The organism is Streptomyces sp. NPDC045431, assembly GCF_040646655.1.
In the GTDB taxonomy this organism is placed as follows: domain Bacteria; phylum Actinomycetota; class Actinomycetes; order Streptomycetales; family Streptomycetaceae; genus Streptomyces.
The window spans coordinates 17,910-36,069 of the sequence record NZ_JBEZAQ010000018.1 but is presented as its reverse complement, the minus strand read 5'-3'; the positions used below and the strand labels follow the sequence as shown (position 1 = coordinate 36,069).

At 71.4% G+C, this 18,160-nt stretch carries 14 protein-coding genes; 6 read left to right on the top strand and 8 right to left on the bottom strand.

Annotated features, from left to right (window positions below; all coding sequences use genetic code 11):
* Nucleotides 1–152: 152 nt before the first annotated feature.
* From AB0A69_RS27820 to AB0A69_RS27810, 3 genes are all read left to right on the top strand, one after another.
* Nucleotides 153–1,475: a PhoH family protein gene (locus tag AB0A69_RS27820; RefSeq protein WP_361427707.1), complete on the top strand. Its 1,323-nt coding sequence runs from the start codon at nt 153–155 to the stop codon at nt 1,473–1,475.
* A 380-nt stretch (nt 1,476–1,855) separates the two neighbouring features.
* Nucleotides 1,856–2,572, top strand: coding sequence for a transglycosylase SLT domain-containing protein (locus AB0A69_RS27815; RefSeq protein WP_361427704.1), 717 nt, complete (start codon nt 1,856–1,858; stop codon nt 2,570–2,572).
* 135 nt (nt 2,573–2,707) lie between these two features.
* Complete coding sequence (locus AB0A69_RS27810) at nt 2,708–4,105, top strand: AI-2E family transporter (RefSeq protein ID WP_361427701.1); 1,398 nt, start codon at nt 2,708–2,710, stop codon at nt 4,103–4,105.
* Between the two features lie 62 nt (nt 4,106–4,167).
* On the opposite strand, the gene AB0A69_RS27805 is transcribed toward AB0A69_RS27810, so the two are convergent.
* Nucleotides 4,168–4,701: an alkyl hydroperoxide reductase gene (locus AB0A69_RS27805; protein WP_361427698.1), complete on the bottom strand. Its 534-nt coding sequence runs from the start codon at nt 4,699–4,701 to the stop codon at nt 4,168–4,170.
* A gap of 18 nt (nt 4,702–4,719) precedes the next feature.
* A complete protein-coding gene (locus AB0A69_RS27800) occupies nt 4,720–5,274 on the bottom strand; it encodes a peroxiredoxin (RefSeq protein WP_361427695.1) in 555 nt (184 codons plus the stop codon).
* Nucleotides 5,275–5,405: 131 nt separating this feature from the next.
* Between AB0A69_RS27800 and AB0A69_RS27795 the strand changes: the two genes are divergently transcribed.
* A complete protein-coding gene (locus AB0A69_RS27795) occupies nt 5,406–6,365 on the top strand; it encodes a LysR substrate-binding domain-containing protein (RefSeq protein WP_361427692.1) in 960 nt (319 codons plus the stop codon).
* Here AB0A69_RS27795 and AB0A69_RS27790 read toward each other — a convergent pair.
* Both AB0A69_RS27790 and AB0A69_RS27785 read right to left on the bottom strand, forming a co-directional pair.
* Nucleotides 6,362–6,610 carry a hypothetical protein gene (locus AB0A69_RS27790; RefSeq protein WP_361427689.1) on the bottom strand — a complete coding sequence of 83 codons (249 nt, stop codon included), beginning with the start codon at nt 6,608–6,610 and terminating at the stop codon, nt 6,362–6,364. The two genes, AB0A69_RS27795 and AB0A69_RS27790, sit on opposite strands and share 4 nt — an antisense overlap.
* Entirely contained in the window at nt 6,607–7,554 is a 948-nt protein-coding gene (locus tag AB0A69_RS27785; protein ID WP_361427686.1) for an SPFH domain-containing protein, read from the bottom strand. Before AB0A69_RS27785 ends, AB0A69_RS27790 begins: the two co-directional genes overlap by 4 nt.
* Nucleotides 7,555–7,760: 206 nt before the next feature.
* Between AB0A69_RS27785 and AB0A69_RS27780 the strand changes: the two genes are divergently transcribed.
* Nucleotides 7,761–9,995 (top strand): transglycosylase domain-containing protein, encoded by a 2,235-nt coding sequence (locus AB0A69_RS27780; protein WP_361427683.1) that lies wholly within the window; start codon nt 7,761–7,763, stop codon nt 9,993–9,995.
* 80 nt (nt 9,996–10,075) lie between these two features.
* Here AB0A69_RS27780 and AB0A69_RS27775 read toward each other — a convergent pair whose 3' ends face one another.
* The 3 genes from AB0A69_RS27775 to AB0A69_RS27765 all read right to left on the bottom strand — a co-directional run bounded on the left by AB0A69_RS27775 (nt 10,076) and on the right by AB0A69_RS27765 (nt 14,726).
* The gene (locus AB0A69_RS27775; RefSeq protein ID WP_361427680.1) at nt 10,076–12,304 is read right to left on the bottom strand and encodes a SpoIIE family protein phosphatase; all 2,229 of its coding nucleotides are present in this window, start codon (nt 12,302–12,304) and stop codon (nt 10,076–10,078) included.
* A 233-nt stretch (nt 12,305–12,537) separates the two neighbouring features.
* Nucleotides 12,538–13,230: a DUF402 domain-containing protein gene (locus AB0A69_RS27770; RefSeq protein WP_361427677.1), complete on the bottom strand. Its 693-nt coding sequence runs from the start codon at nt 13,228–13,230 to the stop codon at nt 12,538–12,540.
* An 83-nt stretch (nt 13,231–13,313) separates the two neighbouring features.
* Nucleotides 13,314–14,726: a class II fumarate hydratase gene (locus AB0A69_RS27765; RefSeq protein WP_361427674.1), complete on the bottom strand. Its 1,413-nt coding sequence runs from the start codon at nt 14,724–14,726 to the stop codon at nt 13,314–13,316.
* 105 nt (nt 14,727–14,831) lie between these two features.
* On the opposite strand from AB0A69_RS27765, the gene AB0A69_RS27760 reads away from it, so the two are divergent.
* On the top strand, nt 14,832–16,367 hold the full coding sequence (locus tag AB0A69_RS27760; protein WP_361427671.1) for a ricin-type beta-trefoil lectin domain protein: 1,536 nt from the start codon (nt 14,832–14,834) through the stop codon (nt 16,365–16,367).
* A gap of 63 nt (nt 16,368–16,430) precedes the next feature.
* Here AB0A69_RS27760 and AB0A69_RS27755 read toward each other — a convergent pair whose 3' ends face one another.
* The gene (locus AB0A69_RS27755) at nt 16,431–18,095 is read right to left on the bottom strand and encodes a fumarate hydratase (RefSeq protein ID WP_361427668.1); all 1,665 of its coding nucleotides are present in this window, start codon (nt 18,093–18,095) and stop codon (nt 16,431–16,433) included.
* Nucleotides 18,096–18,160 lie beyond the last annotated feature (65 nt).

Sequence of the window (18,160 nt, the reverse complement as noted above, 5' to 3'; positions counted from 1 at the left end):
CGGACGACGCGGAGGGCCGGAGCTCGGCCCGCGCAAGGTGGCCGGAGCCCGGCTCCATCTCCCGCGACGCCGCCGCCGTCGCCGAAACCGCCGTCGCCGCCGCCGTCGCACCCCGACCTCATGCACCTCTATCAGAGGGGGTCCGTCCTACCGTGGTGACCAGCACAAAGCGCCGCCTGCACGACAGGCGCACCTACGTCCTCGACACCAGCGTCCTGCTGGCCGACCCCGGTGCCATGGCCCGTTTCGACGAGCACGAGGTCGTGCTCCCCGTCGTCGTGGTCACGGAGCTGGAGGCCAAGAGGCACCACCCGGAGCTCGGCTACTTCGCCCGGCAGGCGCTGCGCCTGCTGGACGACATGCGGGTCCGGTACGGCCGCCTCGACGCCCCGCTGCCCATCGGCGAGCTCGGCGGGACCCTGCGTGTGGAGCTCAACCACTCGGACCCCGCCGTCCTCCCGGCCGGCTACCGCCTCGGGGACAACGACTCGCGGATCCTCGCCGTCGCGCGCAACCTCCAGGCCGAGGGGTACGACGTCACGGTCGTCTCCAAGGACCTGCCGCTGCGCATCAAGGCGTCGTCGGTCGGCCTGCTCGCCGAGGAGTACCGCGCCGAGCTCGCCATCACCGACTCCGGCTGGACCGGAATGTCGGAACTGCCCCTCTCGGCGGACCAGATCGACCTCCTGTTCACCGAGGAGTCGCTGTACGTCCCCGAAGCGGTCGGGCTGCCGGTGCACACCGGTCTCGTCCTGTCGTCGGAGCGCGGCAAGGCGCTCGGCCGCATCGCGCCCGACGGCAACGTGCGCCTGGTGCGCGGCGACCGCGAGGCGTTCGGCATCCGGGGCCGCAGCGCCGAGCAGCGCATCGCACTCGACCTGCTCCTCGACCCGGACGTCGGCATCGTCTCGATGGGCGGCCGGGCCGGCACGGGCAAGTCGGCGCTCGCCCTGTGCGCCGGCCTGGAGGCGGTCCTGGAGCGGCGGCAGCACCAGAAGGTGATGGTCTTCCGGCCGCTGTACGCCGTCGGCGGCCAGGAGCTCGGCTATCTGCCGGGCACCGAGGCGGAGAAGATGGGCCCCTGGGCGCAGGCGGTCTTCGACACGCTGTCGGCGGTCGCGGGCAAGGAGGTCATCGAGGAGATCCTCAGCCGCGGCATGCTGGAGGTCCTGCCGCTCACCCACATCCGCGGGCGCTCCCTCCACGACGCGTTCGTCATCGTGGACGAGGCCCAGTCGCTCGAACGCAACGTCCTGCTGACCGTGTTGTCCCGTATCGGGTCGAATTCCCGGGTCGTCCTCACGCACGACGTGGCCCAGCGCGACAACCTGCGGGTCGGCCGGTACGACGGAGTCGTCGCCGTCGTGGAGAAGCTGAAGGGCCATCCGCTCTTCGCGCACGTGACCCTGACCCGCTCGGAGCGCTCGCAGATCGCCGCGCTCGTGACCGAAATGCTGGAGGACGGGGCGATTTGATCCCCGAACGCCCGTAATGGGGCACGGCAGTTGTCGCCGCCCGGCAAAGCGCGAGAGCTTAGCCGGGCGGCGTCGTGTCGCGCGCCCCCTTCCGCAAAACTCCTGCCGGAAAGGGCGTGTGAGCTTTCCCACGCAACGAATAATTGCCTTGCGGTGTCGCGGTCGGGCAGAGTCTTGCTTCCGTCAGGCCCCGCATACGGCACACCTGTAACAACTCAAGACCTGTTCGCCGTATGCCGCCCGAGCACCACGCGGCGCTCCCGCAAGGGAGTTGCCCACCGGGCCCGTGTCCCCCGTGACCCAGCAGTGGGGGGACCAGCGCCAGGGGCACGATTTCGCCCGCGAGGTCACCTAAGCGGGCGATGCTGGAAGGAAACCGTGTGAGCCGGATCTCGGTCCGGGGATTCGCGGTGGCGTCGGCCACCGCGGTCACCACTGTCGGCGCCGTCGTCGGTGTTGCCTCGGGCAACGCCCAGCCCTCGGAGAACAACTTCGAGGCCGCTGCCGCCGACGCGACGCTCCTTGCGGACATCCCCGTCGGCCAGCAGGCCCAGGTACAGGTCTCGTCGCTGACGCAGCAGGCCGAGGCCCAGGCCGCCGCCGCCGACTCTGCCGCCCAGAAGTCCGCCGAGGAGGCCGCCCGCCTCCAGGCCGCCAAGGACGCCCAGGCGAAGAAGGAAGCCGCCGAGGAGAAGGCCGAGAAGGAGCGCAAGGAGCGGGAGGAGCGCGAGGCCAAGGAGCAGCAGGAGCGCGCCAGCCGCGACGAGGTGCGCTCGGCCACCAGCTTCGCGACCCAGTCGTCGTACAGCGTCGCCGAGGTCCAGGCGATGGCCCGTCAGATGATCCCGGGCGACCAGTTCCAGTGCTTCAGCAACATCGTGGACCACGAGTCCGACTGGAACTACCGCGCGACGAACCCCTCGTCGGGCGCGTACGGCCTCGTCCAGGCGCTCCCGGGCTCCAAGATGGCGTCCGCCGGTGCCGACTGGCAGACCAACCCGGCCACCCAGATCAAGTGGGGCCTGAACTACATGAACGACCGCTACGGCAGCCCGTGCGGCGCGTGGAGCTTCTGGCAGGCCAACCACTGGTACTAGGCCACCCACTGGTACTAGGCCGCCACCCGGCTCGACTCCGCGGAGCCCCTCACCGTCCTACGGTGAGGGGCTCCGTGCGTGTACCGTCGTGGAGCCCGTACTCCCGGGGGAGCGGTGGGGGGAAGAGAGAAGATCATGTCGAAAGTGCCAGGGTGGCTGGGCCGGCTCGGTGCCGGACTGACCCGGATGGGGCGGCGCTTGGAGGAGCGCCGCCGAGCCGAGAGCGAGGCCGGTGCGCCCGATGTGCCGGCTGTGCCCGGTGTGCCCGCCGGTCCGGGCGGTCCCGGCTTCCCGGGCGCGGCCGGTGGTGCGGGGGCCGGCGGATCGGATCGTGCCGGCGGTTCCGGCGCGACCGGCGAGAACGGCGGTGCTCCGGCACCCGGCAGCGTTCCGGCCCCGCCCGCGTACGCTCCCGCCGTCGCCGCCCGCCCCGATCCCGTCGACGCCATCCCCTGGGGCATTCGCGTCGCGGCCGAGGCCGGCTGGCGGCTGCTCGTCCTCGCGGGCGCCCTCTGGCTGCTGATGAAGGCCATCAGCAACGTCCAGCTGGTGGTGCTCGCCTTCGTCGCCGCACTGCTGATCACCGCCCTGCTCCAGCCGGCCGTGGCCCGGCTGACGCGGTGGGGCCTGCCGCGCGGCTTGGCCACCGCCGTCACGGCCATCACGGGCTTCATCATCATGGGCCTGGTCGGCTGGTTCGTCGTCTGGCAGGTGCTGGACAACCTCGGCGACATCTCCGACCGCCTCCGGGACGGTATCGACGAGCTGAAGCGCTGGCTGCTGAACAGCCCCTTCCACGTCACCGAGCAGCAGATCAACGACATCGCCAAGAACCTCAGCGACACCATCGGCACCAACACGGAGGAGATCACCACCGCCGGCCTCCAGGGCGTGACCGTGCTGGTCGAGGTGATCACCGGCATCCTGCTGACGATGTTCTCGACGCTCTTCCTGCTGTACGACGGGAAGAAGGTCTGGAGCTGGGTGCTCAAGCTCGTACCGGCGCAGGCGCGTCCGGGCGTCGCGGGCGCCGGTCCGCGGGCCTGGCGCACCCTCACCGCGTACGTACGCGGCACGCTGATCGTGGCCCTCATCGACGCCGTCTTCATCGGGCTCGGCATCTACTTCCTCGATGTGCCGCTGGCCGTTCCGCTCGGCGTGCTCATCTTCCTCTTCGCCTTCATCCCGCTGGTGGGTGCGGTGATCTCCGGTGCCCTCGCGGTGATCGTCGGCCTGGTCACGCAGGGCGTCTTCACCGCGCTGATGGTGCTGGTCGTGGTGCTCGCCGTCCAGCAGATCGAGGGCCACGTCCTCCAGCCGTTCATCCTGGGCCGCGCGGTGCGGGTCCACCCGCTCGCGGTGGTCCTCACCGTCGCGGCGGGCGGCCTGATCGCCGGCATCGGCGGCGCGGTGGTCGCGGTCCCGCTGGTCGCGGTCACCAACACGGTCGTCGGCTACCTGCGGGCGTTCAGCTACGAGCAGGCCCTGCGGCACGCGCCGCCGGGGGAGCCGCGGGTGGCGCCGGGGGAGTAGCGGTACGAGAAGGGGCCCACCGACCTGCGGGTCGGTGGGCCCCTTCGTACGCGTACGGCTGACTACTCCGCGAGGACGGCCTCGGCGTCGAGCGTCGCGCCGACCGCCTGGATCACCGAGGCGATCTTGAACGCCTCCTGGATCGTGTCGCGCTCCACGCCGGCCTTGCGCAGCACCTGCTCGTGCGAGTCGAGGCACATGCCGCAGCCGTTGATGGCGGAGACGGCGAGCGACCACAGCTCGAAGTCGGCCTTCTCCACACCCGGGTTGCCGATGACGTTCATCCGCAGACCGGCGCGCATCGTGCCGTACTCCGGGTCGGAGAGCAGGTGGCGCGTGCGGTAGAAGACGTTGTTCATCGCCATGATCGCGGCGGCGGACTTGGCGGCCTGGTACGCCTCGGGCGAGAGGTTCGCCTTGGCCTCCGGCTCCAGCTCGCGCAGGACCTTCGGCGAGCGCGAGGCGATCGCGCAGGCGAGGACCGTGCCCCACAGCTGCTGCTGGGGGAGCTCGCTGTTGCCGATGACCGAGCCGAGGTTCAGCTTCAGGTCCTTGGCGTAGTCCGGTATGGCGGACTTCAGTTCGTCGAGAGCCATGTCAGGGGGTCGCTTTCGTCACTCGCCGGAGAGCAGCTTGACCGGGTCGAGGGTGTCCTCGCCCTTGGTCCAGTTGCAGGGGCACAGCTCGTCGGTCTGCAGGGCGTCCAGCACCCGCAGGACCTCCTTGGGGTTACGGCCGACGGAGCCGGCGGTCACCATGCAGAACTGGATCTCGTTGTTCGGGTCGACGATGAAGACGGCACGCTGCGCGAAGCCGTCCTCGCCCTCGACGCCGCAGTCGCGCATGAGCTCGTGCTTCGAGTCGGCGAGCATCGGGAAGGGCAGGTCACGCAGGTCGGCGTGGTCCTTGCGCCAGGCGTGGTGCACGAACTCGGAGTCACCCGAGACACCGAGGATCTGGGCGTCGCGGTCGGCGAACTCGTCGTTCAGCTTGCCGAAGGCGGCGATCTCGGTGGGGCAGACGAAGGTGAAGTCCTTCGGCCAGAAGAACACCACGCGCCACTTGCCCTCGTAGGACTTGTGGTCGATCTGCGCGAACTCCTTGCCGCTCTCCAGCGACACACAGGCGGTCAGGTCGTACGTGGGGAACTGGTCACCGACAGTGAGCACACGCTCTCCTTGCAGCAGGGAAGTCCCTTTTGAGGTCTTCCGTGGGGGTTGGACGGAGCCCCAGCATGGCACGGCGTGCATTGATCAGTGAAATAGCTAGACTGGGTCGTGTTGATCGAAGGTGGTTATCAGTGGTGTCCGTATATAAGGGTAAGCAGCCCAGTCTGGCCCAGCTCCGCGCGTTCGTGGCGGTGGCCGAGCATCTGCACTTCCGGGACGCGGCGGCGGCGATCGGCATGAGCCAGCCGGCGCTTTCGGGCGCGGTTTCGGCCCTCGAAGAGGCACTCGGTGTCCAGCTGCTGGAGCGTACGACACGCAAGGTGCTGCTGTCCCCGGCGGGTGAGCGGCTCGCCGTACGGGCCAAGGCCGTGCTGGACACGGTGGGTGAGCTGATGGAGGAGGCGGAGGCGGCGCACGCGCCCTTCACCGGGGTGCTGCGGCTCGGGGTGATCCCGACCGTCGCGCCGTACCTGCTGCCCACGGTGCTGCGCCTGGTGCACGAGCGCTACCCGGAGCTGGACCTCCAGGTCCACGAGGAGCAGACCTCCTCGCTGCTGGAGGGCCTGGCGGCGGGGCGGCTCGACCTGCTGCTGCTCGCGGTGCCGCTGGGCGTGCCGGGGGTCACCGAACTGCCCCTGTTCGACGAGGACTTCGTGCTCGTCACGCCCGAGGGGCACGAGCTGGGCGGCCGCCACGACATCCCCCGCGAGGCGCTGCGCGAGCTGCGGCTGCTGCTGCTGGACGAGGGCCACTGCCTGCGCGACCAGGCGCTGGACATCTGCCGTGAGGCCGGCCGCCAGGACGGCGCCGCCGTCACCACCACCGCCGCGGGACTCTCCACGCTGGTGCAGCTCGTCGCGGGCGGCCTCGGCGTGACGCTGCTGCCGCGGACGGCGGTCACGGTCGAGACCGGCCGCAACGACCGGCTGCTGACCGGCCGGTTCGCCGACCCGGCGCCGTCGCGGCGGGTCGCCCTGGCGATGCGTACGGGCGCGGCGCGCCAGGCCGAGTTCGAGGAGCTGGCGGGCGCGCTGCGCGAGGCGATGGCGGACCTGCCGGTGCGGATACTCCCGCCGGAGGGGGGATCCTAGGGCCGCTCCTCCGGCCGCTCCCCCGGTGGCTGCTGCGGCCTCGACGCCTTCGGCGGCCGGCCCCGGCGCGGGAGCGGGCCCGGGGCGGCCGGGAGGCGGCCCGCTTCCGCGAGGGCCTTGCGGAGCAGGAACTCGATCTGGGCGTTGGCGCTGCGCAGCTCGTCCGCCGCCCAGCGCGCCAGCGCCTCGTGCACCGCCGGGTCCAGGCGGAGCAGCACCTGCTTGCGCTGCGAGCGCTCGGTCACTGGTAGAGCGTGCCCGTGTTCAGCACCGGCTGGGCCGCACGGTCACCGCACAGCACCACCATCAGGTTCGACACCATCGCCGCCTTCCGTTCCGGGTCGAGCTCCACGATGTCCCGCTCCTCCAGGCGGTCCAGCGCCGCCTCGACCATGCCGACCGCGCCGTCCACGATCTGCCGGCGCGCCGCCACCACGGCGCCCGCCTGCTGGCGCTGGAGCATCGCGGAGGCGATCTCCGGAGCGTACGCCAGGTGGGTGAAGCGGGACTCGATGATGTGCACGCCCGCGGCCTGCACACGCGCCTGCAGCTCGGCGGCGAGCTTCTCGGTGATCTCCTCCGCGTTGCCGCGCAGCGACAGGCCGTCCTCCTCGTGGGCGTCGTACGGGTACTCGATCGCGATGTGCCGTACCGCCGCCTCCGTCTGCGTGGAGACGAACTCCAGGAAGTCGTCCACCTCGAACGTCGCCTGTGCCGTGTCCTCGACCTTCCACACCACGACCGCGGCGAGCTCGATCGGGTTGCCGTACGCGTCGTTGACCTTGAGGACCGCCGTCTCGTGGTTGCGCACCCGCGTGGAGATCTTCTGGCGGGAGGTGAACGGGTTGACCCAGCGCAGCCCGTCGTCGCGGATCGTGCCGCGGTAGCGCCCGAAGAGCTGCACCACCCGGGCCTCGCCGGGCGCCACCATGTTCAGCCCGCACATGGCGAGGAACGCCGCGATCCCGACCGCGACGCCGGTGAGGATCAGCGCCACCTTCGCGCCGGTCGAGCCGATGGCCGCGCCGGCGACCACCAGGCAGACGCCGGCCGCCAGGCCGACCAGGCCGAGGAGCAGCGCGAGGCCGCCGCCGATGCTGTGCGCGGCGAACTCCCGGACGCTCGGTTCGGGCATCTCCGGGACCTCGGGCGTGTCCGGCGCGTCGGGCGTCGGTGTGGTGTCGGACATGGGTGTCCCCCGTTCGTGTGGTCTAGCAAACTGATATCACTTTAACGGTGATCGCAACCGTTCGGCATCCTCAGGAGTCGGTTCCATTGACACGGGTGCTGATTCTCACGTCCTGAAAAGGCGTGATCCGTTGAGGTTTGCCGGTTCTCCCGGTGTTAGTTTGCTGAGCTGCTGATCTGGTCGACGAAGAGCGGAGCGACGAAGCGATGGGCCAAGCGAAAGCCCGCGGGACGAAGAGCGAGGGCGGGGGCATACGCCGCTTCTTCACCTGGAAGAAGCTGCTGGGCACCTTCTTCGGCTTCTGCCTGCTCGTGATGGGCGCCTTCTACGTCCTCTACCTGCTGGTGCCCGTCCCCGACGCCAACGCCATGGCGACCAAGCAGAGCAACGTCTACAAGTTCAGCAACGGCAAGATCTTCGCCCGCACCGGCGAGGTCAACCGCGAGATCGTCGGCCTCGACAAGATCCCCAAGGACGTCCGGTACGCCTTCGTCGCCGCCGAGAACAAGACCTTCTTCGAGGACTCCGGCGTCGACATCAAGGGCACCGCGCGCGGCGTGCTCAACACCATCACGGGCAAGGGCAAGCAGGGTGGCTCCACCATCACCCAGCAGTACGTCAAGAACTACTACCTCACCCAGGACCCGACGGTCAGCCGCAAGCTCAAGGAGATGGTGATCTCCCTCAAGGTCGACCAGCGGCTCGACAAGAACGAGATCCTGGCCGGGTACATGAACACCAGCTACTACGGCCGCAACGCGTACGGCGTCCAGGCCGCGGCCCAGGCGTACTACGGCGTCGACGCGAGCAGGCTGAACGTCGCCCAGGGCGCGTACCTCGCCGCCGTCCTCCAGGCGCCCAGCCAGTACGACTGGACCTCCGCCACCGCCACCGGCCGCAAGCTCGTCACCGAGCGCTGGAACTACGTCCTGGACAACATGGTCGAGGAGGGCTGGCTCTCCCAGGCCGAGCGGGCGAAGCAGGAGTTCCCCGTGCCGGGCAAGCCGAAGGCCGCGCCCGGCGCGGAGGGCACGAACGGCTACCTCGTCGAGGCCGCCAACCAGGAGCTCATGCGCCAGGGCATCCCCGAGGCACAGCTGAAGGCCGGCGGCTGGTCCATCACGCTCAGCATCGACGAGAAGCGCCAGAAGGAGCTCGTCGCCGCGGTCGACCACCAGCTGGAGGAGAAGCTCGACCGCAAGGGCGACAAGGCCGACGCCACCGTCCAGGCCGGCGCCACCTCCGTCGACCCGAAGACCGGCAAGGTCGTGGCCCTCTACGGCGGCATCGGCGCCACCGAGCACTGGATGTCGAACGCCACCCGCCGCGACTACCAGCCCGCCTCGACCTTCAAGCCCGTCGTCCTCGCCTCCGCCCTGGACAACGGCGCGACGACCCAGGACGGCCGGAAGATAGGCCTCGGCACCGTCTACGACGGCACCAGCAAGCGGCCCGTGGAGGGAAGCGACACGCCGTTCGCGCCCGAGAACCTCAACAACCAGAGCTACGGACCCGTCACCGTGCAGAGGGCCACCAACAGCTCGATCAACTCCGTCTACGCCCAGATGATCGTGGACGTGGGCCCCGAGAAGGTGAAGAAGACCGCGCTGGACCTCGGGATGAAGGACGGCGACGCCTTCGTGGCGCAGCCGGCGATGTCGCTGGGCACCATGGGCGCCTCCCCCTGGGACATGGCGGGCGTGTACGCCACCTTCGCCCACCACGGCGAGAAGGTCACCCCGACGATCGTGCAGTCCGCCGAGCACAAGGACCGCAAGGTCGAGCCCGTCGACGCGATCGGCGAGCGGGTGCTGAGCCGCGAGGCCGCCGACACCGTCACCAAGGCGCTGACCGGTGTCGTCTCCAGCGGCTCCGGCGTGAACGCCGCGGGCGACTACCAGGCGGCCGGCAAGACCGGTACGTCGGAGAACAACCGCTCGGCGTGGTTCGTCGGCTACACGCCCGAACTGGTCACGGCGGTCGGCCTCTTCGGCGAGAAGCCCGACGGTACGGGGCAGGTCACGCTGACCGACACCATCAACCCGGGCCGCGCCAACGGCGGTGGCGTCCCCGCCAAGATCTGGCGCGAGTACACCACCGGCGCCCTCGGCGGCGGCTCCGACGCCCGCTTCGACCTGGAGGCCGCCGACACCGTCGTGTCCGAGCCGCAGCCGACGAACACGCCGACGCAGAGCCCCACGCCGACCGAGGAGCCCACCGGCGACGCGTCCGAGCCCGCGGAGGAGCCGAGCGAGACCTCGACCCCGACCGAGGAGCCCAGCGAACCGGCGGACGAGCCGACGCCGACGCGTACGCCGACGACGCCCGGCGTGCCGACCGGCGAGCCGACCGACGGCGCGACCGGCGGTGACGACGGCGACCCGGGCGGGGACGTCGACGAACCGGCGAAGCCGGGCGACATCAAGCCGCCCAGGCCGTGACGTACGGCCCATGAGCCGACGAAGGCCGGGCCCCTCCACACGAGGGGCCCGGCCTTCGTCGTACCGTCACCTGCGCACCGTCACACGCGGGTGGGCAGCTCGAACCACACCACCTTGCCCGTCGACAGGCGCGTCGCGCCCCACCGCCGGGCCAGCCGGTTCACCAGGAACAGCCCGCGCCCGCCCTCGTCGGTGTCGCGCGCCCGCCGCTGGCGCGGCAGCTGCGGAGAGTCGTCACCGACCTCGCAGCGCAGCACGTCGGTGCGCAGCAGCCGCAGCGTCACCGGCCGCTCCGCGTACCGCACCGCGTTGGTGACCACTTCGCTGACCAGCAGCTCCACGCTGTCCGACAGCTCCTCCAGGTCCCAGCGGGCCAGCGCCCGCCGCGCCAGGCGGCGCGCCCGCCCCGGCGCCGCGTCCTCCGGTTCCAGGAACCAGTAGGCGACGTCGCTCGGCGCGATCCCGTCGAAGCGGGCGGCGAGCAGCGCGATGTCGTCGTCCCGGTCGCCGGGCCCGAGCATGTCGAGCACGTCGTCGCAGAGCGCCTCCAGCGGCGGCGGGTGGTCCGGGCCGGTCAGCTGGGCGGTGGCGGCGAGCCGCTCCCGCAGCTGCTCTATCCCCGTCCAGACGTCGCGCAGCCGCGACTCGACCAGGCCGTCGGTGTAGAGCAGCAGCGTCGCCCCGGCCGGGGCGTCCAGCTCGACCGCCTCGAAGTCCACGCCGCCGACGCCGATGGGCGCACCCGGCGGGACCCGCAGCACCTCCGCCCGCCCGCCGAGGTGGAGCAGGACCGGCGGCGGGTGGCCGGCGTTGGCGATGGTGATGCGGTGCGCGACCGGGTCGTACACCGCGTACAGGCAGGTCGCCATGCGGTTCTCGCCGAGCCGCTGGGCCTGCTCGTCGAGGTGGTGCAGCACCTCCTGCGGCGGCAGGTCGAGCCCGGCGAGGGTCTGCGCGGTGGTCCTCAGCTGGCCCATGATCGCCGCGGACGTCATGGAGTGGCCCATCACGTCGCCGACGACCAGGGCGACCCGGCTGCCGGGCAGCGGGATCGCGTCGTACCAGTCGCCGCCGACCCGGGCCGTCTCGGCGGCCGGCAGGTAGCGGGAGGCGAGCTTCACGCCCGTCGGCTGCGGCAGGTTCTCCGGCAGCATGGTGCGCTGGAGCTCGTCCGCGATGTACGCCTCGCGCCCGTACAGCACCGCCTTGTCGATGCCGAGCGCGGTGTGCGTGGCCAGCTGCGCCGCCACCAGCAGGTCGTTCGGATCGAAGGCGTGCCGGTCCGGGCGGCGCAGGAAGACGGCCGCGCCGATGACCCGGCGCCGCCCGCGCAGCGGCGCGAGGATCGCGCGGTGGCCGGACGGCACGGAACGGCCGTCGCCGAGCAGCTCGGGCAGCGCGGCGCGCGCGGCGGCGGAGTCCCCGAAGACGGGCCGCACACCGCGCAGGACCTCGGCGAGCGCGCCGCCCGGGCGCACCTCGCACAGCTCGGCGGCCGGCCCGAGGTCGAGGTCGGTGTCCGGGGCGATCGCCAGCGAGAGCTCGGGGTCGTCGTCCGTTAAACGCAGCCGGTCGGTGCGGCGCAGCCGCAGCACGAACGGGTCGACGGGCCGCTCGTCCCCGACGGGCAGCGGGTCGCGGAGGTAGACGAGGATCGCGTCCGAGAACGTGGGCACGGTCGCCCGGCACAGGCCCAGCACGATCTCGTCGAGGTCTATGCCGCGCGCGATGCGCCGCGTGGCGGCCCCGACGAACCGCAGCCGGTCGCCCTCGCGCCGCGCGGTGCCGACGGGCTCGTGGGCGGCGGGCTCGCGCACGCCACCGGCCGGCTCGCGACCGGCGGCCGGCTCGCGCCCCACCGCCTGATGGCCCGCCGGTTCGTGGCCGTCCGGCCCGTGCCCGTGCCCCGTCTGCGCGGGGACGCCCCCGAGCCCGCCGAGCCCTCCTGCCGCCGCGACCACGCCGCCGCCTCCGTCCCCACGCCCACCGGCGGGCGCCGCGCCCGTCCGTCGGCCGTTCCCGCCACCGCCACCGTCACCGCTGTCGTGCCCCTGCCCGGACGGGGCCGCCGCGGCTCTCGCCGCCTGTACGTCGTCGGAGCCGTGCCCGCACCGGCACCCGGGCACCGCGCCGCCCGCCGCCGCGGCCACCGGCGCGTGGTCGCGCCGCGCACCGGCACCCGCGCCTGCGGGGGGCGCCGCGGGCGCGGCGGGCGCCGCCGGGGGCGCCTCCTGCCGCGTCCGGGTGCGCTCCTGCGGGCGGGCAGCGAGCGGCTGCCTGCCGTCATGGGACGTGGGATGCTCCGTCACGCGTGGGATTCCGTCCATCCGGGCCGGTTGGGCGATGCAATCGCTCTGTCAGGCGCTATACCCGCTCTGAGGGCGGCGTTGACAAGGGGCGGGGGATCCGTGCGCAGATCAGGCACGCTCCACCCCCTCATGGATGACTTACGGTCAGGTCCTGCTCGGTGCTCAGTCGTTACGGACACGCGGCCTTGCGGAGGACGATCCTACGGTTGACCCCCAGGGGCGCATCAAGGGTCTCACGGAGCCGTCTGCGCCGGGCTGCGATCCCAGTCCGCGGGCAGTTCCGGAACCGTCCAGCGCGGATCGGGCCGCCAGTCCTCCCAGCCGTCCGCGAACGGCGTGCCCCAGGCCCGGATCACCTCGACCGCCGCCCGGCCCGCCTCCCGCACCCGCCGCGCCTGCGCGGGGCCCATCAGCCCGCTGCGCTGCGCCTGCGCGAACTCGTCCTCGTCACGCCACAGCCACGTACGGTCCGGATAGACCGAGATGTCCAGGAAGTGGTCGACGGAGTCGACGCCGCCGGACCAGCGCAGGCGGGGCTCCTCCAAGTTGACGTACCAGCTGCGGAACTGCCAGCCGTGCTCCCAGAACAGCCACACCGACCACGGCTCCTGCGGCCGCGCCAGCTTCAGCACGCCGCTGCCCGCCCACCGGGTGCGCGTGGTGGTGCGCGGCGCGGTGTAGCGGGTGGCGAGGGGCTCCTCGTGCACGGGCGTGCCGTCGGCGAGGACGGGTTTGACGCACTCGGTGCCGGGCGCCATCCAGACGGCGAGGAGGTCGTCGGTGTCCTGGACGACGGTCACGGGCCGGCAGATGTGGACGCCGTCGCCGCCGTTGTCCCGGTACCGCCACAGAATCCGCGTACCGGGCGCCCAGCGCCCGTCCGCACCCGCTCCCGCCCCGCGTCGTCCCGTCGTCTCGGCTGTCATGTGCAGATATTAGGACCCCCCTCCGCGGGCCCGCTGCGGCGCGGATCACCGCGAGCGAGGTCGGCGGCGTACGAACCCGCAGGTCAGGGGCGGGTCATGCGCAGGACGTCAAGGGCTTCGTCGAGCTGCTGGAGCGTCAGGTCCCCGCGCTCCACGTAGCCCGACTCGAGGACGACCTCGCGGATGGTCTTCCGCTCGGCCAGCGACTTCTTGGCGACCTTCGCGGCCTCCTCGTACCCGATGTACTTGTTGAGCGGGGTGACGATGGACGGCGAGGACTCGGCGTACTCGCGCGCCCGCTCGCGGTTGGCGGTGATGCCGTCGACCGTGCGGTCGGCGAGGAGGCGGGAGGCGGCGGCGAGCAGCCGGATGGACTCCAGCAGGTTCTTGGCGATGACCGGGAGCATGACGTTCAGCTCGAAGTTCCCGGCGGCTCCGGCCGCCGCCACCGTCGCGTCGTTGCCGGTCACCTGCGCGGCGACCATCAGGACGGCCTCGGGGATGACCGGGTTGACCTTGCCCGGCATGATCGACGAGCCGGGCTGGAGGTCGGGGAGGTTGATCTCGGCCAGGCCCGTGCGCGGCCCGGACGCCATCCACCGCAGGTCGTTGGCGATCTTCGTGAGGGACACGGCGATGGTACGGAGCTGACCGGACGTCTCCACCAGCCCGTCGCGCGCGCCCTGCGCCTCGAAGTGGTCGCGCGCCTCGGTCAGCGGCAGCCCGGTGGCGCGGGCGACCTCGGCGATGACGGCGGCGGAGAAGCCGGGCGGGGTGTTGATGCCGGTGCCGACCGCCGTGCCGCCCAGCGGCAGCTCGGCGAGGCGGGGGAGCGAGGCGCGCAGCCGCTCCACGCCGTACCGCACCTGGGCCGCGTAGCCGCCGAACTCCTGACCGAGCGTCACGGGCGTCGCGTCCATCAGGTGCGTACGGCCGGACTTGACGACGTCGGCGAACTCGGCCGATTTCCGCTCCAGGGCGGCGGCGAGGTGCTCCAGGGCCGGGACGAGGTCCTTGGTGACGGCGGCGGTGGCCGCGATGTGGATGGAGGAGGGGAAGACGTCGTTGGACGACTGGGAGGCGTTGACGTGGTCGTTGGGGTGGACGGCGTCCGGGCGGCCGGGTCTCGCGCCGAGCCGCTCCCCGGCGAGGGTCGCGAGCACCTCGTTGGTGTTCATGTTGGAGGAGGTCCCGGAGCCGGTCTGGAAGACGTCGACCGGGAAGTGCTCGTCCCAGCGGCCCTCGGCGACCTCGGCGGCCGCCTCCTGGATGGCGTCCGCGATCTCCTTGTCCAGGACCCCCAGCTCGGCGTTGACCTTGGCCGCGGCGGCCTTGATGCGGGCCAGGGCCTCGATGTGGGCGCGCTCCAGGCGCTGACCGGAGATGGGGAAGTTCTCCACCGCCCGCTGGGTCTGGGCCCGCCACTTGGCGTGGGCGGGGACCCGCACCTCTCCCATGGAGTCGTGCTCGATCCGGTACTCCGGCGCATCCGTCATGTCGTCAGCCTCCTGCGAAAGTTGAGCACTTGTCTTGTTCCGCGTATTCCCAAGGTGCGTACCGGCCAGTAAAAACCGTGGGTAACCCCACTTCCAGGAGGCGCAATGACGCGCACCAGTCACCGGGTGCGAGGGCCCGTCGCGGCCGTGGCCGCGCTCGCCGCCGTGCTCGCCGGGATGACGGCCGCCACGTCACCCGCGAACGCCACGGCGCAAGCCCCTCGTACCACCGCATCCGTACCCCTTCCGCCCGAACTGGAACGGATCCGCGCGGCCGAGGCCACCGCGCTGTACGGAAGCCCCGAGGAACGCCCGCTCGCCGAGCGCAAGACCGGGCTCATCTCGCTCGGCGACAGCGAGATATCCGGCGAGGGCGTCGGTACGTACGAACCGCCCACCAACGGACCCGACAACTGGTGCCACCGCTCGCCCGAGGCGGCCATCCACCGCACCGGCATCCCCGCCGACGTCACGTACAACGTCTCGTGCTCCGGCGCGTCCACCGCCAACATCCGCATCGGCGGCAGCAAGCAGTACGCCGACGAACTGGTCCAGAGCGACAACCTCGCCATCAAGGCACGCAACACCCGCATCAAGATGGTGCTGCTGGTGGCCGGCGCCAACGACGACCTCCAGTTCGGCCCCGTGATGACCGACTGCGTCGTGCGCTACCTGACCCTCCAGGGCCCCTGCGAGCCCAAGTACGCGCCCGGCTGGCAGGCCCGCGTGGACGGCCTCGTCCCCAAGGTCGAGCAGACCCTCCGCGACCTGCGCACCGTGATGCGCGACGCCGGGTACGCCGACGGCGACTACAAGCTCGTGGCGATGGGCTACCCCAGCCCCATCGGCCCCGACTTCTACGACAACCCGAACTTCAGCACCAAGATCGCCTGCGGTGGTCTCGGCTACGACTCCGACACCGTCTGGGGCCGCAACACCGCCGTCCCCGCCTTCGAACGCGGCATGCGGCGCGCCGCGGCCAATACCGGAGCCGTCTACCTCGACAACTCCCGGCTCTTCCACGGCCACGAGGTCTGCATGGACGGCGCCTGGGCGCGCGGGCTCTACATCGACCTCTCCAAGCCGGGCCTGCCGGACGAGAACTCCGTCCGCCAGTCCTTCCACCCCAACGCCGCCGGCCACGCCGCCTTCGCCTCCTGCCTCACGCAGCTCTACCAGGCGGGCGCGGGCGTACGGGAGGCGAGCTGCGCGGACCCGGCCTCCACGGGCAGGCCGGAGCTGATCCCGGGCGCCTGGGACGACAAGTTCAGGCCGCTGCGGGGCGAGGCCACCGGCACCTGCCTGGACGTCAACGCCTCCGTCACCCGTAACGGCACGGCGGTCGGCGGCTGGGACTGCCACGGCGGCCGCAACCAGAACTGGTGGTACGACCCGGCGCGCAAGTCCCTGCGCACGGAGCTCACGCACGACCGCTGCCTGGACGTCCCCGGCGCCGCGTACACCGCCGGCAAGGCCCTGATCCTGTGGAACTGCTCCGGCGCGGCCAACCAGCAGTTCGTCCGCCAGGACGCCACCCTGCGCCCGGCGGCGGCCCCCTCGCTGTGCCTCACCCTGGGCGCGGCGAAGGACCCGCTGAGGCTCCAGCCGTGCGACGGCTCGGCGAAGCAGCGGTTCGCGTAACCGCTACGGACGCGGACGGGCCCGGCCACCGCGAGGTGACCGGGCCCGTACGGGATCCGGGGGTTACGCCAGGCCCGGACCGCGCACCGGGATCGACGTGAACGTCGGCGCCGGGGCCGGGTCCTGGAAGAAGTCGTTGCCCTTGTCGTCCACCACGATGAACGCCGGGAAGTCCTCGACCTCGATCTTCCAGACCGCCTCCATGCCGAGCTCCTCGTACTCGACGACCTCGACCTTCTTGATGCAGTCCTGCGCGAGGCGCGCCGCCGGGCCGCCGATGGAGCCCAGGTAGAAGCCGCCGTGCGCGTGGCACGCGTCCGTGACCTGCTTCGAGCGGTTGCCCTTGGCCAGCATGACCTTGGAGCCGCCCGCCGCCTGGAACTGCTCCACGTACGAGTCCATGCGGCCGGCCGTCGTCGGGCCGAAGGAACCGGAGGCGTACCCCTCGGGGGTCTTGGCCGGACCGGCGTAGTACACCGGGTGGTCCTTCAGGTACTGCGGCATCTCCTCGCCCGCGTCCAGCCGCTCCTTGATCTTGGCGTGCGCGATGTCGCGCGCCACGACCAGCGGGCCGGTCAGCGAGAGCCGGGTCTTGACCGGGTACTTGGTCAGCTCGGCGAGGATGTCGTCCATCGGCTGGTTGAGGTCGATCTTGACGACGTCGCCCTCGTCCAGGTGGTCGTCGGTGGTGTCCGGCAGGAAGCGCGCCGGGTCGGTCTCCAACTGCTCCAGGAAGACGCCCTCGGCCGTGATCTTGGCGACGGCCTGGCGGTCGGCCGAGCAGGAGACGGCGATGGCGACCGGGCAGGACGCGCCGTGCCGGGGCAGGCGGACCACGCGCACGTCGTGGCAGAAGTACTTGCCGCCGAACTGCGCGCCGATGCCGATCTTCTGCGTCAGCTCGAAGACCTTCTCCTCCAGCTCCTTGTCGCGGAAGCCGTGCCCGAGGATGGAGCCCTCTTCCGGCAGCTCGTCGAGGTAGTGCGCGGAGGCGTACTTCGCGGTCTTCAGCGCGTACTCGGCGGAGGTGCCGCCGACGACGATGGCGAGGTGGTACGGCGGGCACGCGGCGGTGCCCAGGGAGCGGATCTTCTCCTCCAGGAACTTCATCATGGAGGCCTCGTTGAGGACCGCCTTCGTCTCCTGGTAGAGGAACGACTTGTTGGCCGAGCCGCCGCCCTTCGCCATGAACAGGAACTTGTACGCGCCGCCGTCCGTCGCGTACAGCTCGATCTGGGCGGGGAGGTTGGAGCCGGTGTTCTTCTCCTCCCACATGGTGAGCGGAGCCATCTGCGAGTAGCGCAGGTTCAGGTTCTTGTACGCGTCGTAGACGCCGCGCGAGAGGGCCTTCTCGTCCTCGCCCTCGGTGAGGACGTTCTGCCCGCGCTTGCCCATGACGATGGCCGTACCCGTGTCCTGGCACATGGGCAGGACGCCGGCGGCGGCGATGTTCGCGTTCTTGAGGAGGTCGAGCGCGACGAACTTGTCGTTGCTCGACGCCTCCGGGTCGTCGATGATCTTGCGCAGCTGCGCGAGGTGCGCGGGGCGCAGGTAGTGCTGGATGTCGTGGATCGCCTCTTCGGCGAGCTTGCGCAGCGCCTCCGGCTCGACCTTGAGGAACGTACGGCCGTCGGCCTCGAAGGTGGAGACACCCTCGGCGGTCACCAGGCGGTAGGGCGTGGTGTCCTCTCCCAGCGGGAGCAGATCGGAGTACGCAAACTCTGGCATTACGGCCATTCCTCACTCGGCGGGCGGTGGCGCCGCCTCCGTTGGCAGCGCGCCCACAAGCGTAG

Coding starts and splice junctions, on each gene's coding strand:
- AB0A69_RS27780 (WP_361427683.1), top strand. CDS start 7,761: ATGGGCCAAGCGAAAGCCCGCGGGACGAAGAGCGAGGGCGGGGGCATA.
- AB0A69_RS27765 (WP_361427674.1), bottom strand. CDS start 14,726: ATGACGGATGCGCCGGAGTACCGGATCGAGCACGACTCCATGGGAGAG.
- AB0A69_RS27805 (WP_361427698.1), bottom strand. CDS start 4,701: ATGGCTCTCGACGAACTGAAGTCCGCCATACCGGACTACGCCAAGGAC.
- AB0A69_RS27760 (WP_361427671.1), top strand. CDS start 14,832: ATGACGCGCACCAGTCACCGGGTGCGAGGGCCCGTCGCGGCCGTGGCC.
- AB0A69_RS27755 (WP_361427668.1), bottom strand. CDS start 18,095: ATGCCAGAGTTTGCGTACTCCGATCTGCTCCCGCTGGGAGAGGACACC.
- AB0A69_RS27785 (WP_361427686.1), bottom strand. CDS start 7,554: ATGTCCGACACCACACCGACGCCCGACGCGCCGGACACGCCCGAGGTC.
- AB0A69_RS27810 (WP_361427701.1), top strand. CDS start 2,708: ATGTCGAAAGTGCCAGGGTGGCTGGGCCGGCTCGGTGCCGGACTGACC.
- AB0A69_RS27770 (WP_361427677.1), bottom strand. CDS start 13,230: ATGACAGCCGAGACGACGGGACGACGCGGGGCGGGAGCGGGTGCGGAC.